General features: G+C 64.3%; 15 protein-coding genes and 1 pseudogene. 5 read left to right on the forward strand and 11 right to left on the reverse strand.

What is annotated here, in order from left to right; translation table 11 throughout:
* Positions 1-624, reverse strand: a pseudogene (locus RBB18_RS22390) (hypothetical protein); the annotation flags it as partial.
* Positions 625-723: 99 nt separating this feature from the next.
* Between RBB18_RS22390 and RBB18_RS22395 the strand changes: the two are divergent.
* Positions 724-1,275 carry a TIGR00730 family Rossman fold protein gene (locus tag RBB18_RS22395; RefSeq protein ID WP_306112546.1) on the forward strand — a complete coding sequence of 184 codons (552 nt, stop codon included), beginning with the start codon at positions 724-726 and terminating at the stop codon, positions 1,273-1,275.
* Here the strand turns inward: RBB18_RS22395 and rarD are convergent.
* The 8 genes from rarD to RBB18_RS22435 form a co-directional block, all read right to left on the reverse strand.
* Positions 1,236-2,132, reverse strand: a complete 897-nt coding sequence (rarD, locus tag RBB18_RS22400; protein WP_306112545.1) for an EamA family transporter RarD — start codon at positions 2,130-2,132, stop codon at positions 1,236-1,238. The genes RBB18_RS22395 and rarD overlap by 40 nt on opposite strands.
* Before the next feature lie 78 nt (positions 2,133-2,210).
* Positions 2,211-2,810 (reverse strand): superoxide dismutase, encoded by a 600-nt coding sequence (locus RBB18_RS22405; RefSeq protein ID WP_103764037.1) that lies wholly within the window; start codon positions 2,808-2,810, stop codon positions 2,211-2,213.
* 244 nt (positions 2,811-3,054) lie between these two features.
* Positions 3,055-3,624: a sarcosine oxidase subunit gamma gene (locus RBB18_RS22410; RefSeq protein WP_274593258.1), complete on the reverse strand. Its 570-nt coding sequence runs from the start codon at positions 3,622-3,624 to the stop codon at positions 3,055-3,057.
* Complete coding sequence (locus RBB18_RS22415; protein WP_306112544.1) at positions 3,617-6,643, reverse strand: sarcosine oxidase subunit alpha family protein; 3,027 nt, start codon at positions 6,641-6,643, stop codon at positions 3,617-3,619. Before RBB18_RS22415 ends, RBB18_RS22410 begins: the two co-directional genes overlap by 8 nt.
* Positions 6,640-6,969 carry a sarcosine oxidase subunit delta gene (locus RBB18_RS22420; RefSeq protein WP_103764101.1) on the reverse strand — a complete coding sequence of 110 codons (330 nt, stop codon included), beginning with the start codon at positions 6,967-6,969 and terminating at the stop codon, positions 6,640-6,642. Before RBB18_RS22420 ends, RBB18_RS22415 begins: the two co-directional genes overlap by 4 nt.
* Before the next feature lie 156 nt (positions 6,970-7,125).
* Entirely contained in the window at positions 7,126-7,359 is a 234-nt protein-coding gene (locus RBB18_RS22425; RefSeq protein WP_306112543.1) for a hypothetical protein, read from the reverse strand.
* A gap of 219 nt (positions 7,360-7,578) precedes the next feature.
* Positions 7,579-7,917, reverse strand: coding sequence for a hypothetical protein (locus tag RBB18_RS22430; RefSeq protein WP_211286160.1), 339 nt, complete (start codon positions 7,915-7,917; stop codon positions 7,579-7,581).
* Positions 7,918-7,981: 64 nt separating this feature from the next.
* A complete protein-coding gene (locus RBB18_RS22435) occupies positions 7,982-9,226 on the reverse strand; it encodes a sarcosine oxidase subunit beta family protein (protein ID WP_306112542.1) in 1,245 nt (414 codons plus the stop codon).
* 236 nt (positions 9,227-9,462) lie between these two features.
* Here RBB18_RS22435 and ccmI point away from each other — a divergent pair, with 236 nt between their 5' ends.
* Genes ccmI through RBB18_RS22450 form a run of 3 tightly spaced genes read left to right on the forward strand, consistent with a single transcriptional unit; the run spans position 9,463 to position 11,407 of the window.
* Positions 9,463-10,701 (forward strand): c-type cytochrome biogenesis protein CcmI, encoded by a 1,239-nt coding sequence (ccmI, locus tag RBB18_RS22440; RefSeq protein WP_306112541.1) that lies wholly within the window; start codon positions 9,463-9,465, stop codon positions 10,699-10,701.
* The gene (gene ruvX / locus RBB18_RS22445) at positions 10,698-11,174 is read left to right on the forward strand and encodes a Holliday junction resolvase RuvX (protein WP_103764042.1); all 477 of its coding nucleotides are present in this window, start codon (positions 10,698-10,700) and stop codon (positions 11,172-11,174) included. The genes ccmI and ruvX overlap by 4 nt, the downstream gene beginning before the upstream one ends.
* Entirely contained in the window at positions 11,171-11,407 is a 237-nt protein-coding gene (locus RBB18_RS22450) for a DUF1289 domain-containing protein (RefSeq protein ID WP_103764043.1), read from the forward strand. Before ruvX ends, RBB18_RS22450 begins: the two co-directional genes overlap by 4 nt.
* 271 nt (positions 11,408-11,678) lie before the next feature.
* Here RBB18_RS22450 and RBB18_RS22455 read toward each other — a convergent pair whose 3' ends face one another.
* Entirely contained in the window at positions 11,679-12,461 is a 783-nt protein-coding gene (locus tag RBB18_RS22455; RefSeq protein ID WP_306112540.1) for a hypothetical protein, read from the reverse strand.
* Complete coding sequence (gene dusA, locus RBB18_RS22460; RefSeq protein ID WP_306112539.1) at positions 12,458-13,453, reverse strand: tRNA dihydrouridine(20/20a) synthase DusA; 996 nt, start codon at positions 13,451-13,453, stop codon at positions 12,458-12,460. The genes RBB18_RS22455 and dusA overlap by 4 nt, the downstream gene beginning before the upstream one ends.
* A gap of 574 nt (positions 13,454-14,027) precedes the next feature.
* On the opposite strand from dusA, the gene RBB18_RS22465 reads away from it, so the two are divergent.
* Positions 14,028-15,259: TonB-dependent siderophore receptor (locus tag RBB18_RS22465; RefSeq protein WP_306121279.1), on the forward strand; the 1,232-nt coding region annotated here is incomplete at its 3' end.

The raw sequence follows: 15,259 nt of genomic DNA on the forward strand, positions 1-15,259 counted from the left end.
CCCCGCGACCGTGTCCCCCGACGTCGGCTCGGGCGCCGCCGCGTCCGGCTGCTTTGCCGCGCGCAGCGGTGCGATGATGATTTGCCCTTCGCTTTCAACGTCTTCGCCGGTCTCGGGCGAACGCATGCTCAGCGACAGAACACGCGGCTCCTCGCTCGGATCAACCGTCACGAACTCCACGAACTCGCCGTTGCCCTCGGGCACGAAACTGCGCAGCACATCGCGGTCCAGCCGGATCGAGGTCTCCCAGCCCGGCTCGGCCCGCCCGGCCACCAGCATCTGGCCATCCGGGTCCAGCCGGAAGGTGTTGACCTTCGGCGGCCCCGGCATCTCGGGTGCGGGTTCAGTGGGTTGGGTCTCGGCCTTTTCCGTGACCGCTTCGCTTTCTGCGTCGCCAGCGTCGGTCGTCGCCTGTTCCGCCTCGGTCTCCGGCGCGGCCTCTGCGGTCTCGCCGCTCTGGCCGTCGGGCTGCGCCTCGGGCGCGCTCAGGCCCGCCGGCTGCGGCGCATCCTCGCCCGGGCCGAACATCCCGGCCGCGATCAACCCACCCACGACGACCGCCGCTCCGACCGCCCCGGCGATCCAGATCCCTTGCCCCCCTGTCATGCCAGACAGCTTGCTCATGTACATTTCCCCCAACCGCGCGACAGCTCTGCGGTTGCGAGAGTTTAGCAACACGGGCTAGAACGGTCAAAACAAGCCCCTTCAGCCTTTGGTGATTTCATGTCCAAGCGTTCCGTCTGTGTCTTTTGTGGCTCACGCAAGGGACGCAGCCCGGCCTACGAGGCCGCCGCCACGGACCTCGGCACCGCACTTGCGAACCATGATATGCGGCTGGTCTATGGCGCGGGCGACGTGGGCCTGATGGGCGCCGTGGCGCGCGCGGCCCAGGCGGCGGGGGGCGAAACCTTCGGCGTCATCCCCGATCACTTGGTGAAATGGGAAGTCGGCAAGACCGACCTCACCCGCTACATCGTCACCGAGACCATGCACGAGCGCAAGAAAGTCATGTTCATGAACTGCGACGCGGTGGTGGTCCTGCCGGGCGGCGCAGGGTCATTGGACGAGTATTTCGAGGTTCTCACCTGGCGCCAGATCGGCCTGCATGAAAAGCCGGTTTTTCTACTGAATACAGAAAGCTACTGGACAAAGCTCATCCAACTTATCGACCATGTCATCGACGAGGGTTTCGCCGACGCCTCCTTGCGCGACTACACGAACGTCGTCGACACGGTTCAGGACCTGATGGACGGCCTCGGCGCGACGGGCCGGTAACGCCAGCGCGCCAGGCTGTAAAGCGCCAGTGCGGCCCAGATCATGGCAAAGGCAATCATGTGCCAGCCTGTGAAAGGCTCGGCGAATATCACGACCGCCACGGCGAATTGCAGGCTGGGATTGAGGTAGGACAGCACGCCCACGCTCGCCAAGTCGATGCGCCGCGCGCCATAGCTGAACAGGATCAGCGGCGTCGCCGTCATCGGCCCCGCCAGCATCAGTGTCAGCGCCAGCGGCCATGACCCGCCCATCACCGCCCCGCTCTGTGCTGCCGACCACGCCAGCCATGCCAGCGCCGGGGCCACCAGCAACAGCGACTCCGCCGTGACTGACACCACCGGCCCCATGTCCAGCCGCTTCTTCACCGCGCCATAGGCCCCGAAGCTCAGCGCGATGCCCAACGAGATCCACGGCGCCACGCCAAGCCCGGCCGTCAGCACGATCACCGCCAGCGCCGCCAGAAGCACCGCCAGCGTCTCGCCCCGGCCCAGCCGTTCGCCAAAGAACATCAGCCCGAACAGCACCACGACCAGCGGGAAGATGTAATAACCCAGCGAGGCTTCCAGCGCCTGGTCCGATTTGATGGCCCAGACGAACAGCATCCAGTTGAACCCGATCAGCAGCGACGCCGCCGCCAGCACACGCAGAGTGCGCCCCGAACGCAACGCCCGAAACGGCACCGCCACCCGGCCCTGCGCGCTCAGGACCAACAAGAAGAAAACCGCGCCCCAGATCGTGCGATGCGCCAGCACGTCCAGCACCGGCAACCCGGCCAGCAACTTGTAGAACAGGCCCGACAGCCCCCAGATCATGCAGGCCAGGATGATGGCGGCGACGCCCTTGGCGGTTTCGGTCATGCGGGATGGCTCCGACGAGAAAACCCCCGGCCGTCTGGCCGGGGGCTAAAATCAGGATTATTCATTTGTCGCCCGCACTTACATGCGGCTTGCGACGTTTTCCCAATTGACGAGGTTGTCGAGGAAGTTCGCCAGGTAATCCGGACGCTTGTTGCGGAAGTCGATGTAGTAGGAATGCTCCCACACATCACAGCCCAGCAGCGCGGTCTGATTGAAGCAAACGGGGTTCACGCCGTTCTCGGTCTTGGTGACCTTCAGGCTGCCGTCGGTGTCCTTGACCAGCCACGCCCAGCCCGAGCCGAATTGCCCGCCACCGGCGGCCTTGAACTCGTCCTTGAACTTGTCGACCGAGCCAAAGCTGTCGTTGATCGCCTTCTCAAGCTCACCCGGCATCTTGCTGTCGTTCGGGGTCATCATTTCCCAGAACTGGTTGTGATTCCACAGCTGGCTGATGTTGTTGAAGATGCCCGACTGCGCCACGGCCTTGGGATCATAGGTGCCCTTGATGATCTCTTCCATGGACTTGCCGTCCCACTCGGTCCCCTCGATCGCCTTGTTGCCGTTGTTGACATAGGCGTTGTGGTGAATGTCGTGGTGGTATTCCAGCGTCTCCTTCGACATGCCTTTGCCGGCAAGCGCGTCATGTGCGTAAGGAAGGTCGGGAAGTTCAAAAGCCATTTCGGGCCCCCTTTTCTTTGAGGTGATATTTCGCGACTACATGGTAGCGTTAGGGGATCAACGTCAAGGCTGTTGTTTTGTTCCTGCGCTGCGGATGGGCTGTGCGTCGGCGCAGAAGTGCACACGCCGCGCACGTGCCAGACCGCAGATTGGCGAACGCGCAGTCTGCGTAGGGTGGGTTTTAAACCCACCACACCGAACCTCGGAAACCCCACGCGCCCCGTCACCCGGGACGCGTGACCGCTTACGCGAAAAGCCCCGTCTCGCCGCCCGGCTCCGCCGCATCCTTGAGCAGGTTGAACGCATACTCCGCCACCGACCGGAAGCAGACCACCCGGATCGTATCGGCATCCTGCATCCAGAACGCCGCCGCGATCTGCGCCATGCGCGTCCGCCGGATCATGCCCGGCTCGAACGCGCCGGGTGTCATATCCACCGGGCACAGCTTGGCGATGATCTCGCGCGCCGCTTTGCCCTTCAGCTGGAACACGGCCCGCGCGTCCGACACGTTCACGGCCAGGAAGTGCTCGCCGCTCAGCGCCTTCTCGACTGCCGCCAGCGCATCCCCGACGCCCTCATAGGGCACCATCAGCAACAACTCGTCCGGCGACATCCACGCCGCGCCCTTGTCGCCCGACACCGCGATCTCGCGCTGCCCCGGCAGGTCCACGCCACAGGCCTCCTTCACGGCCTTCTTCATCTTGGCCGAGGACAGATCGCCGCGCAGCGTGATCATGCCCACCAGGCCCATCTCGCGGACCTCGACGTAGCCTTGATAAACTGCGCCTTGCAAAGCACTGACAGCCTTAGACATTCTGTTTCTCCCCTTCAGGGTCGTAAAAGACCGCGCTGACAATCCTGGTGGGCACCGTGGTGCCGTCGACCTTGGCGAACTCGATCACCTCGTCCATCCGCTCGGTCCCGTGTTTCACCAGGCCCATGGCAATGCCACGATCCAGCGTCGGCGAATAATAGGTCGAGGTCACCCGCCCCTGCACGTTGCGCTGCCCGTTGGCGTTGTCGCCCTCGGCCACGCAATAGGCGCCATCGGGCAGGACCGATCCGTCAACCGTCTGCAAGCCCACCAACTGCCACCGCTCGGGGTCGGCCATATGACTGCGCTGTTGCGCCCGCTTGCCGATATAGTCGTCCTTCTTCTTCGAGATGGCCCACTGCATGCCAAGGTCCTGCGGAATCACCGTGCCATCCGTCTCGTCCCCGATCATGATGAACCCCTTCTCGGCCCGCATCACGTGCAGCCCTTCGGTGCCATAAGGCATCACGCCGAACTCCTTGCTGGCCTCCAGCAGCTGATCCCAGAACGCCCGGCCCTGGCTGGCCGGCACGGCGATCTCGTAGGACAGCTCGCCCGAGAACGAGATGCGGAACACCCGCGCCTTCACATCGCCAAAGTCGATGTCCTGCCACGCCATGAACGGCAGCGCCTCGGCGCTCAGGTCCACATCGGTCAGCTTCTCCAGCGTCTTGCGGGCTTTCGGCCCGACGACGCCGATCTGCGCATACTGCTCGGTCACGTTGGCGACATAGACTTTCCAGTCCCACCACTCGGTCTGCAGCCACTCTTCCATATGCGCATGGATGCTGTCCGCACCGCCCGTGGTGGTGTGGCACAGGAACGTGTCCTCATCCAACCGCGCCACCACGCCGTCATCCATCAGGAATCCGTTCTCGTTGCACATCAGGCCATAGCGGCAGCGCCCCGGCTTCAGCGTGCTCATCATGTTGGTATACAGCATATCGAGGAATTTCCCCGCATCCGGCCCCTTCACGATCAGCTTGCCCAGCGTGGACGCATCCAGCAGCCCAAGGCTCCCGCGCGTCTGGTTGATCTCGCGCTTCACCGCGGCACCGATCTCCTCGCCCGGGCTCTGGCGGAACGTGTAGGGACGCCGCCAATGGCCCACCGGCTCCCAATAGGCACCGTTCGCCTCGTGCCAGTCATGCATCGGCGTCTTGCGCAGCGGCTGGAATATCTCGCCCCGCGCCTCGCCCGCGATCGAGGCCATGGAAATCGGCGTATAGGGCGGGCGGAACGTGGTCGTCCCGGTCTGCGGAATCGGCTGGTTCAAAGCATCCGACAGAATCGCCAGACCGTTGATATTGCTCAGCTTGCCCTGATCCGTCGCCATGCCCAGCGTGGTATAACGCTTGGCATGCTCGACGCTTTCATAGCCTTCGCGCGCCGCCAGTTGCACGTCGCTGACCTTCACGTCGTTCTGGTAATCCAGCCACGACTTCATCCGCAGCTTTACGTTCGCGCCCTGCGGCATCATCCAGATCGGCTGAATGAGGTTGCTCTGCACGCCCTCCGCCTTCGGTTTCTCCGCCTTCTTCGGTGTCTTACCCACGGCCTTGGCCGCCGCGCGACCGGCCTCCTCGGCATCGGCCAGAACCGCGCCCAACTCCAGCTCGCCGCTGGCCGTCCCGGCGGTCGAGACATAGGCCTCGCCCGCCGCCCCTGTAGGGGCTTTGTCCGGGTCAGGCCGGAACATCGCCTGCTGCTCGTCCCAGATCAGCTTGCCACCGCAATGCGACCACAAATGCACCACCGGCGACCAGCCACCGGACATGGCAACCGCGTCGCACGCGATCTCTTCCAGGACCGAGCCTTCGCCGGCTTGTGCACAGATACCCACACCGGTCACGCGCTTGCCGCCCTTGACCTTTGCGATGCCCTTGCCGGTTTCCACGCGAATGCCCGCCGCCTTGGCCTTTTCGGCCAGCACACCCGCGCCCGCTGCCCGCGCATCGATGATCGCCGGCACGTCCAGACCGGCCGCCTTCATCGCCAGCGCGGTCAGGTAGGCGTCGTCGTTGTTGGTCACGACAACCGTACGGTCCCCGACGGAAACCCCATAATTTACGACGTAATCGCGCACCGCCGAGGCCAGCATCACGCCGGGCACATCGTTCCCGGCAAAGCTCAGCGGGCGTTCGATCGCGCCTGTCGCGGTCACGATCTGGCCTGCGCGAATGCGCCACAAACGGTGCCGCGGGCCTTGTGCCCCAGGGTTGTGATCGTTCACCCGCTCGTACCCCAGGATGTAGCCGTGATCGTAAACGCCCGCGCCCATCATACGCAGGCGCATCTCGACATTGGGCATATCGTCCAGCTCGGCGACCAATTCATCCACGAACTTATCCACAGGCCCATCATTGACAGTCGCATTGTAAAGCGGACCATCCACAGGCGTCCGTCCGCCCCAGGCGGCGGTCTGCTCCATCAGCAGCACCTTGGCGCCCGCAGCGCCCGCCGCGCGGGCCGCCATCAGCCCCGCGACACCGCCGCCGATCACCACCACGTCATAGAACGCGTAAAGATGCTCGTACTTGTCGCCATCCTTGTCCTTGGGCGCCTTGCCCAGACCCGCCGACTGGCGGATGAACGGCTCATAGACGTGCTTCCACAAGGGGCGCGGATGGATGAACATCTTGTAGTAAAAGCCCGCCGGCAAAAACCGCGAGAACTTGGTGTTGATCGCGCCCACGTCGAACTCAAGGCTCGGCCAGTGGTTCTGGCTCGTCGCCTCCAACCCGTCGAACAGCTCGGTCGTCGTGACACGCTGGTTCGGCTCGAACGTCTCGCCCCGGCCCATGTTGACCAGGCCGTTGGGCTCTTCGCCGCCCGACGCCACGATCCCGCGCGGGCGGTGATACTTGAACGACCGGCCCATCAGCATCTGGTCATTGGCCAGCAGCGCCGACGCCAGCGTGTCGCCCTCGTACCCCTTCAACCGCTTGCCGTTGAAGGTGAATTCCATCGCGTTCGCCTTGTTAACAAGACGCCCGCCATTCGCCAGACGCGTGCTCATGAAAACTCTCTCCAGCTCCAGCCCGGCACCTTGGCCGAGATCTTGTCCTTGATGTCCTTCGGCGGCTCGGTGGTCTGCGCGGAATAGGTCCCGTACACCTCCAGCGTCACCGTGTTGCGCGCGGCGTGAAACCACTTGCCGCAGCCGTTGGTGTGGCGCCAGCGCTCAAGGTGCACGCCCTTGGGGTTTTCGCGCTTGAAGAGGTACGCGTGAAAATCGTCATCGCTGGATTCCGGCCCAAACCGCTTCAAATGCGCTTCACCGCCCCCCGCGAACTCGGTTTCCTCGCCCTTCACCCCGCAATAGGGACATTCCAGGATCAGCATGCCATCCACCTTTCCATGTTGCGTGCATCCCGCACGACGTCGATTCCGCGTGCATCACGCACGACTTTGACTCCGCGTGCATCACGCACGACAAGGGCGGGCGCCGCGTGGCACCCGCCCATAAGGTTGCGATCACGTCCGCCTGCGCGGACCGCGTTATTCTGCGACAGCTGCCGTGCTTGCCACGTCGTCGGCCGGCTCGTCCGGCACGATGAAGCCTTGCGGCACATCGGACAGGTCCGGCACTGTGCCGTTGCCCAGCGAGCCGGCAAAGACCAGCGCGCCCAGCGCGACGACGACGACGAGAACCCAGAAGAGACCCACGCTGCCCGCGTCATGGACGGGCATGCCGTAGCCGCGCCGTTGCTGCCATCGTTCGTAGTCAGACATCTCTCGAACTCCTCATGGTAGGAGTTCAAGCATGCGCCCGTCCGAGCTTGCGCGGAAGGACCGGCAAAACCCCGCGCAGGGTTTGGGCCGGTTCCCGCAACTTCTGCGCGATTGCATGGGCCGCTTTCCGCCACCTGCGGACGCAGCGACACAGGGGCGTCACACGCCCCTGCATCCAAACAGGTCGTAGACAGGCCGCCGGTTACGGCCCCGCGACCGTTATTGCTGGGTTTCGCCTTCGACGTTTTCGGCAGCGTCTTCCACGTCTTGGGCAGCGCCTTCGACGTCGTCCGCAGCGCCTTCGACAGCGTCAGCTGTGTCTTCCGCGGCGTCAGCGACATCATCGGCCGCCCCGTCCGAGGTCTCGACCGACACGTTGACGTCGGACGATTCTCCGCCCCCGACCGTGTCCCCGCCACCGCTGTCACCGAACATGACCCAAGCGATGAGACCCACGGCCACGACAAGACCGCCCACGATGAAAGCCATGGTTGCGCCGCCGCCTCCACCGCCCGATTGCTGCGGCGGCGGGGTATGGTTGTTGTTATGATCGGACATGTCGGTTCTCCGTTCCTTTTGGATTCCGACACCCCAACGCCCGATATGCCAAGGCGGTTCCCCATCAGTGCGCAACCCCGGCGGCGACGCTCTCGTCGATGAAGCGACCCTCGTAGAACCGGTCCAGCCCGAACTCGTCGGTCAGCGGCGAATATCCCTTCGCCATAAGCTCGGCAAAACCCCAGCCCGAGCCCGGGATCGCCTTGAACCCGCCGGTGCCCCAGCCGCAGTTGATGAACACGTTGTCCACCGGCGTCTTCGACAGGATGGGCGACCGGTCCCCGGTCATGTCCACGATCCCGCCCCACTGCCGCAGCATCTTCAGCCGCGAAATCATCGGGAAGGTCTCGATCAGCGCGCGCACTGTTTCCTCGATATGGTGGAAACTGCCCCGCTGCGTGTAGTTGTTGTAATTGTCCGCGCCGCCGCCGATCACCATCTCGCCCTTGTCCGACTGGCTCATGTACCCATGCACCGTGTTGGCCATCACCACCACGTCCATGCAGGGCTTGATCGGCTCGCTGACCAGCGCCTGCAACGCCACGGATTCGATCGGCAGGCGGAACCCGGCCATGTCGGCCAGGTGCCCCGAATGCCCCGCCACCACGATGCCCAGCTTGTCGCAGGCAATGTCACCCTTGTTGGTGCTCACCCCCGTGACCTTGCCGCCCTCGGTGCGGATGCCGTTGACTTCACATTTCTGGATCACGTCCATGCCCATGGCCGAACACGCCCGCGCATAGCCCCAGGCCACCGCGTCGTGCCGCGCCGTGCCGCCGCGCGCCTGCCACAGCCCGCCCAGCACAGGGTACCGCGGGCCGTCCAGGTTGATGATCGGGCACAGCTCTTTCACGCGGCTGGGGCTGATGAACTCGGTCTTCACCCCCTGCAGCGCGTTGGCATGCGCCGTCCGCTCGTAGCCCCGCACCTCGTGCTGGGTCTGCGCCAGCATGATCACGCCGCGCGGGCTGAACATGATGTTGTAGTTCAAATCCTGGCTCAGCGTCTCATAGAGGCTGCGCGATTTCTCGTACATCGCGGCCGACGCATCCTGCAGATAGTTCGAGCGGATGATCGTCGTGTTCCGGCCCGTGTTGCCCCCGCCCAGCCAGCCTTTCTCAAGGATCGCCACGTTCCGGATCCCATGGTTCTTGCCCAGGTAATAGGCCGTCGCCAGGCCGTGCCCGCCCGCGCCGATGATGATCGCGTCGTATTTCTTCTTGGGCTCCGGCGAGGCCCAGGCCCGCTCCCATCCCATGTGATATTTCAGCGCTTCTTTCGCGACGGCAAAGGCGGAATAACGTTTCATCAGGCGGGTCTCGCTCATGGCATGGATAGGGTCCGGCCCGGGGGATTCGCCCCCGCGCCGCGTCATTGCCCCGGTATGAAACAATGTGGCGTTGACGCCGACACCTCATGCGGCACGAATGGCCTGATTTGCGACATGCCACCGCCGATCCGCCCCTGCGACACCAGGGGCGACCACTTGCCCCTTTCGGTTTGCCCGCCCAATCGTTAAATCACCCCCGAAGACGGGGAGATCACATGACATTCTGGGTGCTCGCCATCGCCTTGGGCCTGATCTGCGCCGCCATCCTGGGGCAGGTGCTGATGCGTGGCCGCGTGGGCGACGCGCCGCCCGCCGCCTATGACCTCCAAGTCTACCGCGACCAGTTGAAAGAGGTCGACCGCGACCTCGCCCGCGGCGTCATCACCCCCGAGGACGCCGAGCGCACCCGCGCCGAGGTCTCCCGCCGCATCCTCGCCGCCGATGCCCAGCTTCAGGCCACCGGACAGGTCGGCGCGCAACCTGCGCTTCCGGGTAAACTGTTCGCCGCCCTGGCCCTTCTCTGCCTCGTCGGCGGCGCCGGCTGGCTCTACGCGCAGATGGGCGCACCCGGTCAGACCGACCTGCCCCGCACGGAACGCCTCGCCGCCTCGGAAGCGGCCCGCGCCAATCGCCTGCCCCAGGACGAGGCCGAGGCCCGTTTCGAGGCGTCCCAGCCCGTCACCGCCGACATGGGCGAGGTCGATCCGCAATATCTCGAACTCATGAACCGCCTGCGCGAGGCCGTCGAAAGCCGCCCGGACGAGATCCAGGGCTACATTCTTCTGGCCCGGAACGAGGCCGCGCTCGGCAATCTCTCCGCCGCCGCCGAGGCCAAGACGCGCGTGATCGAGCTCAAGGGCGACGCCGCCACCGCCGGCGACTATGCCGAACTGGCCGACATGATGGTGTCCGCCGCCGGCGGCTACGTCTCGGCCCAGGCCGCCGAGGCCATTCGCGCGGCCCTTGCCCGCGATCCCAAGGAGCCGCGCGCGCGTTACTACATGGGCCTCTACATGATCCAGGTCGATCGCCCCGACATCGCCTTCCGCACCTGGGACAAGCTCTTGCGCGAAAGCACGCCGGACGCGCCCTGGACCGCTCTGATCCGCCCCCGGATCGAGGAACTGGCCTGGCGCGCCGGGATCAACCGCTACGAGCCGCCCGCCGAAGGTGCCGCCCCCGGCCCCTCGCAGGGCGACATCGACGCTGCCGGCGACATGAGCGCGCAGGACCGCGCCGCCATGATCCGCGGCATGGTCGACCGCCTCGCCACCCGCATTGACGAGACCGGCGGCACCGCCGACGAATGGGTGCGCCTCTCGAACGCCTACGCCGTCTTGGGCGATTTCGATGCGGTGCGCGACCTCATCGCCCGCGCCCAGGACCGCTTCGACGACCCCACTGTGATCGACACCATCACCAACGCCGCCAAGCAGGCCGGCTTCTCCGAATGATCGTCGAGGATTTCGCCGCCTTCGCCGCCGCCCTGCCCGGCTTTCGCGCCCTTCTCGGCCTCGACCTCGGCACAAAGACAATTGGCGTCGCCGCCTCCGACGCGCTCCTCTCATCCGCCAACCCGGTCGAGACCATCAAGCGCACCAAGTTCACCGCCGATGCCGACCGTTTGCTGGCCATCGCCACCGACCGCAACGCCGCCGGGGTAATCCTCGGCCTGCCCCGCAACATGGACGGCTCCGAGGGTCCGCGCTGCCAATCCACCCGCGCTTTCGCCCGAAACCTCGCGGCGCGCACCGATCTGCCCATCGGCTTCTGGGACGAGCGCCTGTCCACCGTTGCGGCAGAAAGAGCACTGATCGAGGCCGATTTGACCCGAAAGCGTCGCGCAGAGGTGATCGACGCCGTCGCCGCCGCGTATATCCTGCAAGGAGCGCTGGACCGAATCCGCCACCTGAAAGCCGAGACATGAACGACAACCCCGTCTGGAACCGCAACGAGATAGAGAGCCCCTGCGTGCGCATCTGCGTCGTTCATCCCGAGGCGCGGATCTGCACGGGGTGTTATCGCACCATCGACGAGATCGGCCGCTGGTCCAAGATGACGCCCGACGAACGCCGCGAAGTCATGGCCGACCTGCCCGACCGCGCCGCCACCCTGACCAAGCGCCGTGGCGGCCGCGCCGCCCGGCTGAAGCGCGGCTGAAAGGGCCACACGGACGGTCCCCCTCAGCGCACCGAAAAATTGCAATTTTTCGGTCCGGAATTTTGCAAAATTCCGCGCCCCGCTCCGGCGTCACACCCAAAGCAACTCGTCAGGATACCGCCGCAACGACTGCGCCCCGGCAAACGCACCGAACGCTCTGTTCATTTCACCTTTCGGCCCATGCCACCGTCGCGATACCACTGAGATACCGACGCGATACCGACAAGCTTTTTGCAGTTTTCCCTGTGTTAACCTTCGAGTCGCCCAGTTCTCAGGGCGCGGTCAGCCACTGATCCCCCAGGATCGGCCATTCGGGCCTGAAATAGACGATCATCCGCCCCTCGTCCGGTGCCTCGGCGCCATCCTCCCACGGTGCCACGCCATGCAAGGCCAGCCGGTGAACGACATAGGCCTCCCCCGGTTTCGCCGGCAGCAGAACCCTCTCGCAGGTGTCGAAAACCTCGCGACGCGCGGCCTTGTAGATATCCGTCAGGTCGACCCTGCCCCACGCCTCGGGCGGCACGCCTTGCAATGCCTCAGAAAAGGCCGTGCGCATCACTTTATGACTGCCTTCCCAGACACTTAACGGGCTGGCCCCGGCCCCGCATTCCGTCAACGGCAACCCCAGGATATAGGCGTGCCGCTCCTTCAGAAACCGCCGCCTGTCCGGCCCTTCCAAGAGCAACCCGTCCACATGCGCCGCGTCCCGCCGCAGCCTGTAGCCAAAGGCCGCTTCCCCCTCGCCGTCCTTGGGCCTGGGATAGCCCGGATACATGACCGACACCTGCCCCCGATGCAGCGGCAGGCGGCCATAAAGCTCCGATACAGCCTCCCATGCGTCCCCCGTCAGCGGGCCGGCCTCGCCCACGGTCCCGTCGGGCGCGTTCGGCAGCGTATCGACCCCTACGAACCACGTGCCTTCGCAATACAACCAGCGCTGTTCCTCGGGCGCTTTAACCCTCTCTTTCGCAACGGAAAACGCCGCCTCGGCCCAGGCCGCCACGGAAGGATCAAACGCGTACCGCGCCCATCCTTTCTCAAGGAAATCCGTCACGCCGCGATCCCCGTCACCTGCGCCAGCGCCTCCTCCACCAGCGCCGTTCCGGCCCCCGGTTTGGTGGCGTTTTCCGACAGCACCCGCCGCCACGCCCGCGCCCCCGGCTGCCCGGCGAAGAGCCCGAGCATGTGCCGCGTCACCTGGTGCAGCTTACCCCCTGAAATTAAATGGTTTTCGATGTAGGGCAGCATGGCATGCACAGTATCCTCCCCCGTTCGATCCGGGCCTTGGTCGCCAAAGACCCGCCGATCCGCCGCCCCCAAAACCTCCACGGGCCGATGGTATGCCGCGCGCCCCAGCATCACGCCGTCTAACCCGGCCTCCAGGTGGCCCACCGCTTCGTCCAGCGTCTCCACCCCGCCGTTGAGCGAGATGTGAAGCCGCGGAAACTGCTCTTTCATGCGTGCCACCAAAGCGTAGTCCAAGGGCGGAATATCCCTGTTTTCCTTGGGGCTTAGCCCTTGCAACCAAGCCTTTCGCGCATGGATTGTAAAGCGCCGCACACCCGCCGCGCTGACCCGCGTCAGAAAGTCGGGCAAAACCGTCTCGGCCACCTGTTCATCCACGCCGATCCGGCACTTTACCGTTACCTCGATGTCCACCGCGCCGATCATCGCGGCGCAGCACTCGGCCACCAAGTCAGGCTGCTTCATCAGCACCGCACCGAAGGTCCCCGACTGCACCCGGTCGCTGGGGCAGCCCACGTTGAGGTTTATTTCGTCATATCCCGCCACGGCCCCCAGCCGCGCCGCCTCGGCCAATTCGCCGGGCGCCGATCCGCCCAACTGCAAAGCCACGGGATGTTCCTCGGGCGCATGGTCCAAAAGATGCAACGCCCCACCGCGCACCAATGCCGGCGCGGTCACCATCTCGGTATAAAGCAGGGCGTTCCGCGACAGTTGCCGATGCAGGAACCGGCAGTGCCGATCGGTCCAGTCCATCATGGGTGCCACAGCAAGCCGGGATGCGTATTTTACATTTGATTTCATATGCTTGGCTAATACCTCAATTTGCAGCCACTCGCAGGGGTTTCAAGTGATTCCCGGATGTTTTCCTCCGTTTCCCTAGATATTCCAAGATCGCTTGTTACCGGGTAGCAACATACGCCGCCCGCGTCACGTCCGAACCAGAGCCCCACCAGGTACGAACTGTCTGGCCGATTTCGGAACCGTCTCAACTTACCCTACTCGGCCGGTTTCCGACCAGATCCTCGATGTTCAGCAAGCGAGGGGACAGTAATGTCTCATACGACCCAAGTTGGCTCTACAAATTTGCTCAAGCAAATCTCGCGTGAACGCGCAGCCGGCTCTCCCTTTCCCGCACTCGCAGGAGTCATCCGATGCTTCAGGAACCGTAGTGGCGAATAGGATCTGAGCATTGAGACCGTCGGAAATGGGGGTCTCAGACGCAGCGGTTTCCAATTCAGCGCCTGACAACCTCGGTTCGGAACATCGATGCGCTGTTCACTTGCTCGACATTCATGCTGTTTTCTATCACAAGAGATTCGGAAATAATGCAGTTAAATGTAAAAATTGCAAAATCTCGGGACGGGGGAATGCGTAAATGGGGAACGGGATCAGGAAAACATCAGCTTGGGTGATCTCACTGGCGGGCGCCGCTGTCGGGACATTTGCATCGGCCCAAGAGGAGCCGTTCGAGCTTCCCGAGATCGTTTTGCCACCTGCGGGTGAGGCCGGCCCAATCAGCGAGGCTGCATCGACGAAGCAGGTCATAACTTCCGAAGAGTTCGAGCGGCAGGGCGCACGTACGCTCGGCGAGGCGCTCGATCTTGCCAACGGCATCAACGTGCGGTTTGGCGGCGACGGGACGCGCCGCATCGATATTCGCGGTCTTCGCACCCGCCAGGTCCTGCTTCTCGTCGATGGTGTGCCGGTACGTTCCAGTATCGATGGGCAATTCGATCCTGACCGTTTCGCCCTCGGCGGCGTGGACAGGATCGAAATCACCCGCGGGGCATCGTCCGTGCTGTATGGTCCAGGCGCATCCGCAGGCGTCGTGAACCTGATCACCAAGGACGGTGGTAAAGGCCTTTCCGGCAGTTTCGGCGTCGCGACGGGCACCGGGGGCACAAACCAGGTTGAAGGCTCCATCGCTTACGGCTCGGATCGTGGCAACCTTCGCTTCAGCGGAACGTGGAGCGGGCGCGACGACTACCCGCTTTCGGACGATTTCACCGCGACACCGGTTCAACCGAATGGCGACCGGATCAACAGTGACCGAGAAGAGACCAAGCTTTTGGCAAGTGGCGTCTACCGGCTCAACAGTGACACATCAATCGGGTTCAGTGCGACCTATTCCGAAGGTGAATACGGCAAGCCGCCTTCGATCTATGACCGTGCGGTCGACGATTTCGCAAGTCGTACGCGGTTCGAGCGTGTCGAGAATTACTCGGTACGCGGCTTTCAGATCGTCGGAACGCACCAGGTCGGAACTCTCACCTTCACGCCGCGCCTCTATTATTCAGAAGAGCAGGAATTCACGAAGAGCTACGACGACGCCGGCTTCGACACGCAAACTGCCGCGGGGTCTTTCACCGAAGACGCGACCAGCACGATCTGGGGAAGCCAGTTGCTCGTGACCTCCGACCTCAACGGCGCAGGTCAACTTTCGGGCATGCTTGGCTATGAGCATCAGGATTGGTCCGCCAGCGGGATTGAACGAGTCTCCGGCGGCGGAGGCGGCGGCGGAGGCGGCGGAGGCAACTTCGTCCCGCCGAGCCGACCTTGCGAACGAAGCACCCGCGCCGAACCAAGGTGCAGCTTGCTGCACCGCCG

It is taken from the genome of Roseovarius sp. MMSF_3298, from assembly GCF_030733705.1.
Classification (GTDB): domain Bacteria; phylum Pseudomonadota; class Alphaproteobacteria; order Rhodobacterales; family Rhodobacteraceae; genus Roseovarius; species Roseovarius confluentis.

Bases quoted from the DNA above. Each gene is read 5' to 3' on its own strand.
- dusA (WP_306112539.1), bottom strand. From the start codon at position 13,453: ATGAAATCAAATGTAAAATACGCATCCCGGCTTGCTGTGGCACCCATG.
- RBB18_RS22425 (WP_306112543.1), bottom strand. From the start codon at position 7,359: ATGTCTGACTACGAACGATGGCAGCAACGGCGCGGCTACGGCATGCCC.
- RBB18_RS22435 (WP_306112542.1), bottom strand. From the start codon at position 9,226: ATGAAACGTTATTCCGCCTTTGCCGTCGCGAAAGAAGCGCTGAAATAT.
- RBB18_RS22420 (WP_103764101.1), bottom strand. From the start codon at position 6,969: ATGCTGATCCTGGAATGTCCCTATTGCGGGGTGAAGGGCGAGGAAACC.
- RBB18_RS22395 (WP_306112546.1), top strand. From the start codon at position 724: ATGTCCAAGCGTTCCGTCTGTGTCTTTTGTGGCTCACGCAAGGGACGC.
- RBB18_RS22430 (WP_211286160.1), bottom strand. From the start codon at position 7,917: ATGTCCGATCATAACAACAACCATACCCCGCCGCCGCAGCAATCGGGC.
- RBB18_RS22405 (WP_103764037.1), bottom strand. From the start codon at position 2,810: ATGGCTTTTGAACTTCCCGACCTTCCTTACGCACATGACGCGCTTGCC.
- ccmI (WP_306112541.1), top strand. From the start codon at position 9,463: ATGACATTCTGGGTGCTCGCCATCGCCTTGGGCCTGATCTGCGCCGCC.
- RBB18_RS22415 (WP_306112544.1), bottom strand. From the start codon at position 6,643: ATGAGCACGCGTCTGGCGAATGGCGGGCGTCTTGTTAACAAGGCGAAC.
- RBB18_RS22450 (WP_103764043.1), top strand. From the start codon at position 11,171: ATGAACGACAACCCCGTCTGGAACCGCAACGAGATAGAGAGCCCCTGC.
- ruvX (WP_103764042.1), top strand. From the start codon at position 10,698: ATGATCGTCGAGGATTTCGCCGCCTTCGCCGCCGCCCTGCCCGGCTTT.
- RBB18_RS22410 (WP_274593258.1), bottom strand. From the start codon at position 3,624: ATGTCTAAGGCTGTCAGTGCTTTGCAAGGCGCAGTTTATCAAGGCTAC.
- rarD (WP_306112545.1), bottom strand. From the start codon at position 2,132: ATGACCGAAACCGCCAAGGGCGTCGCCGCCATCATCCTGGCCTGCATG.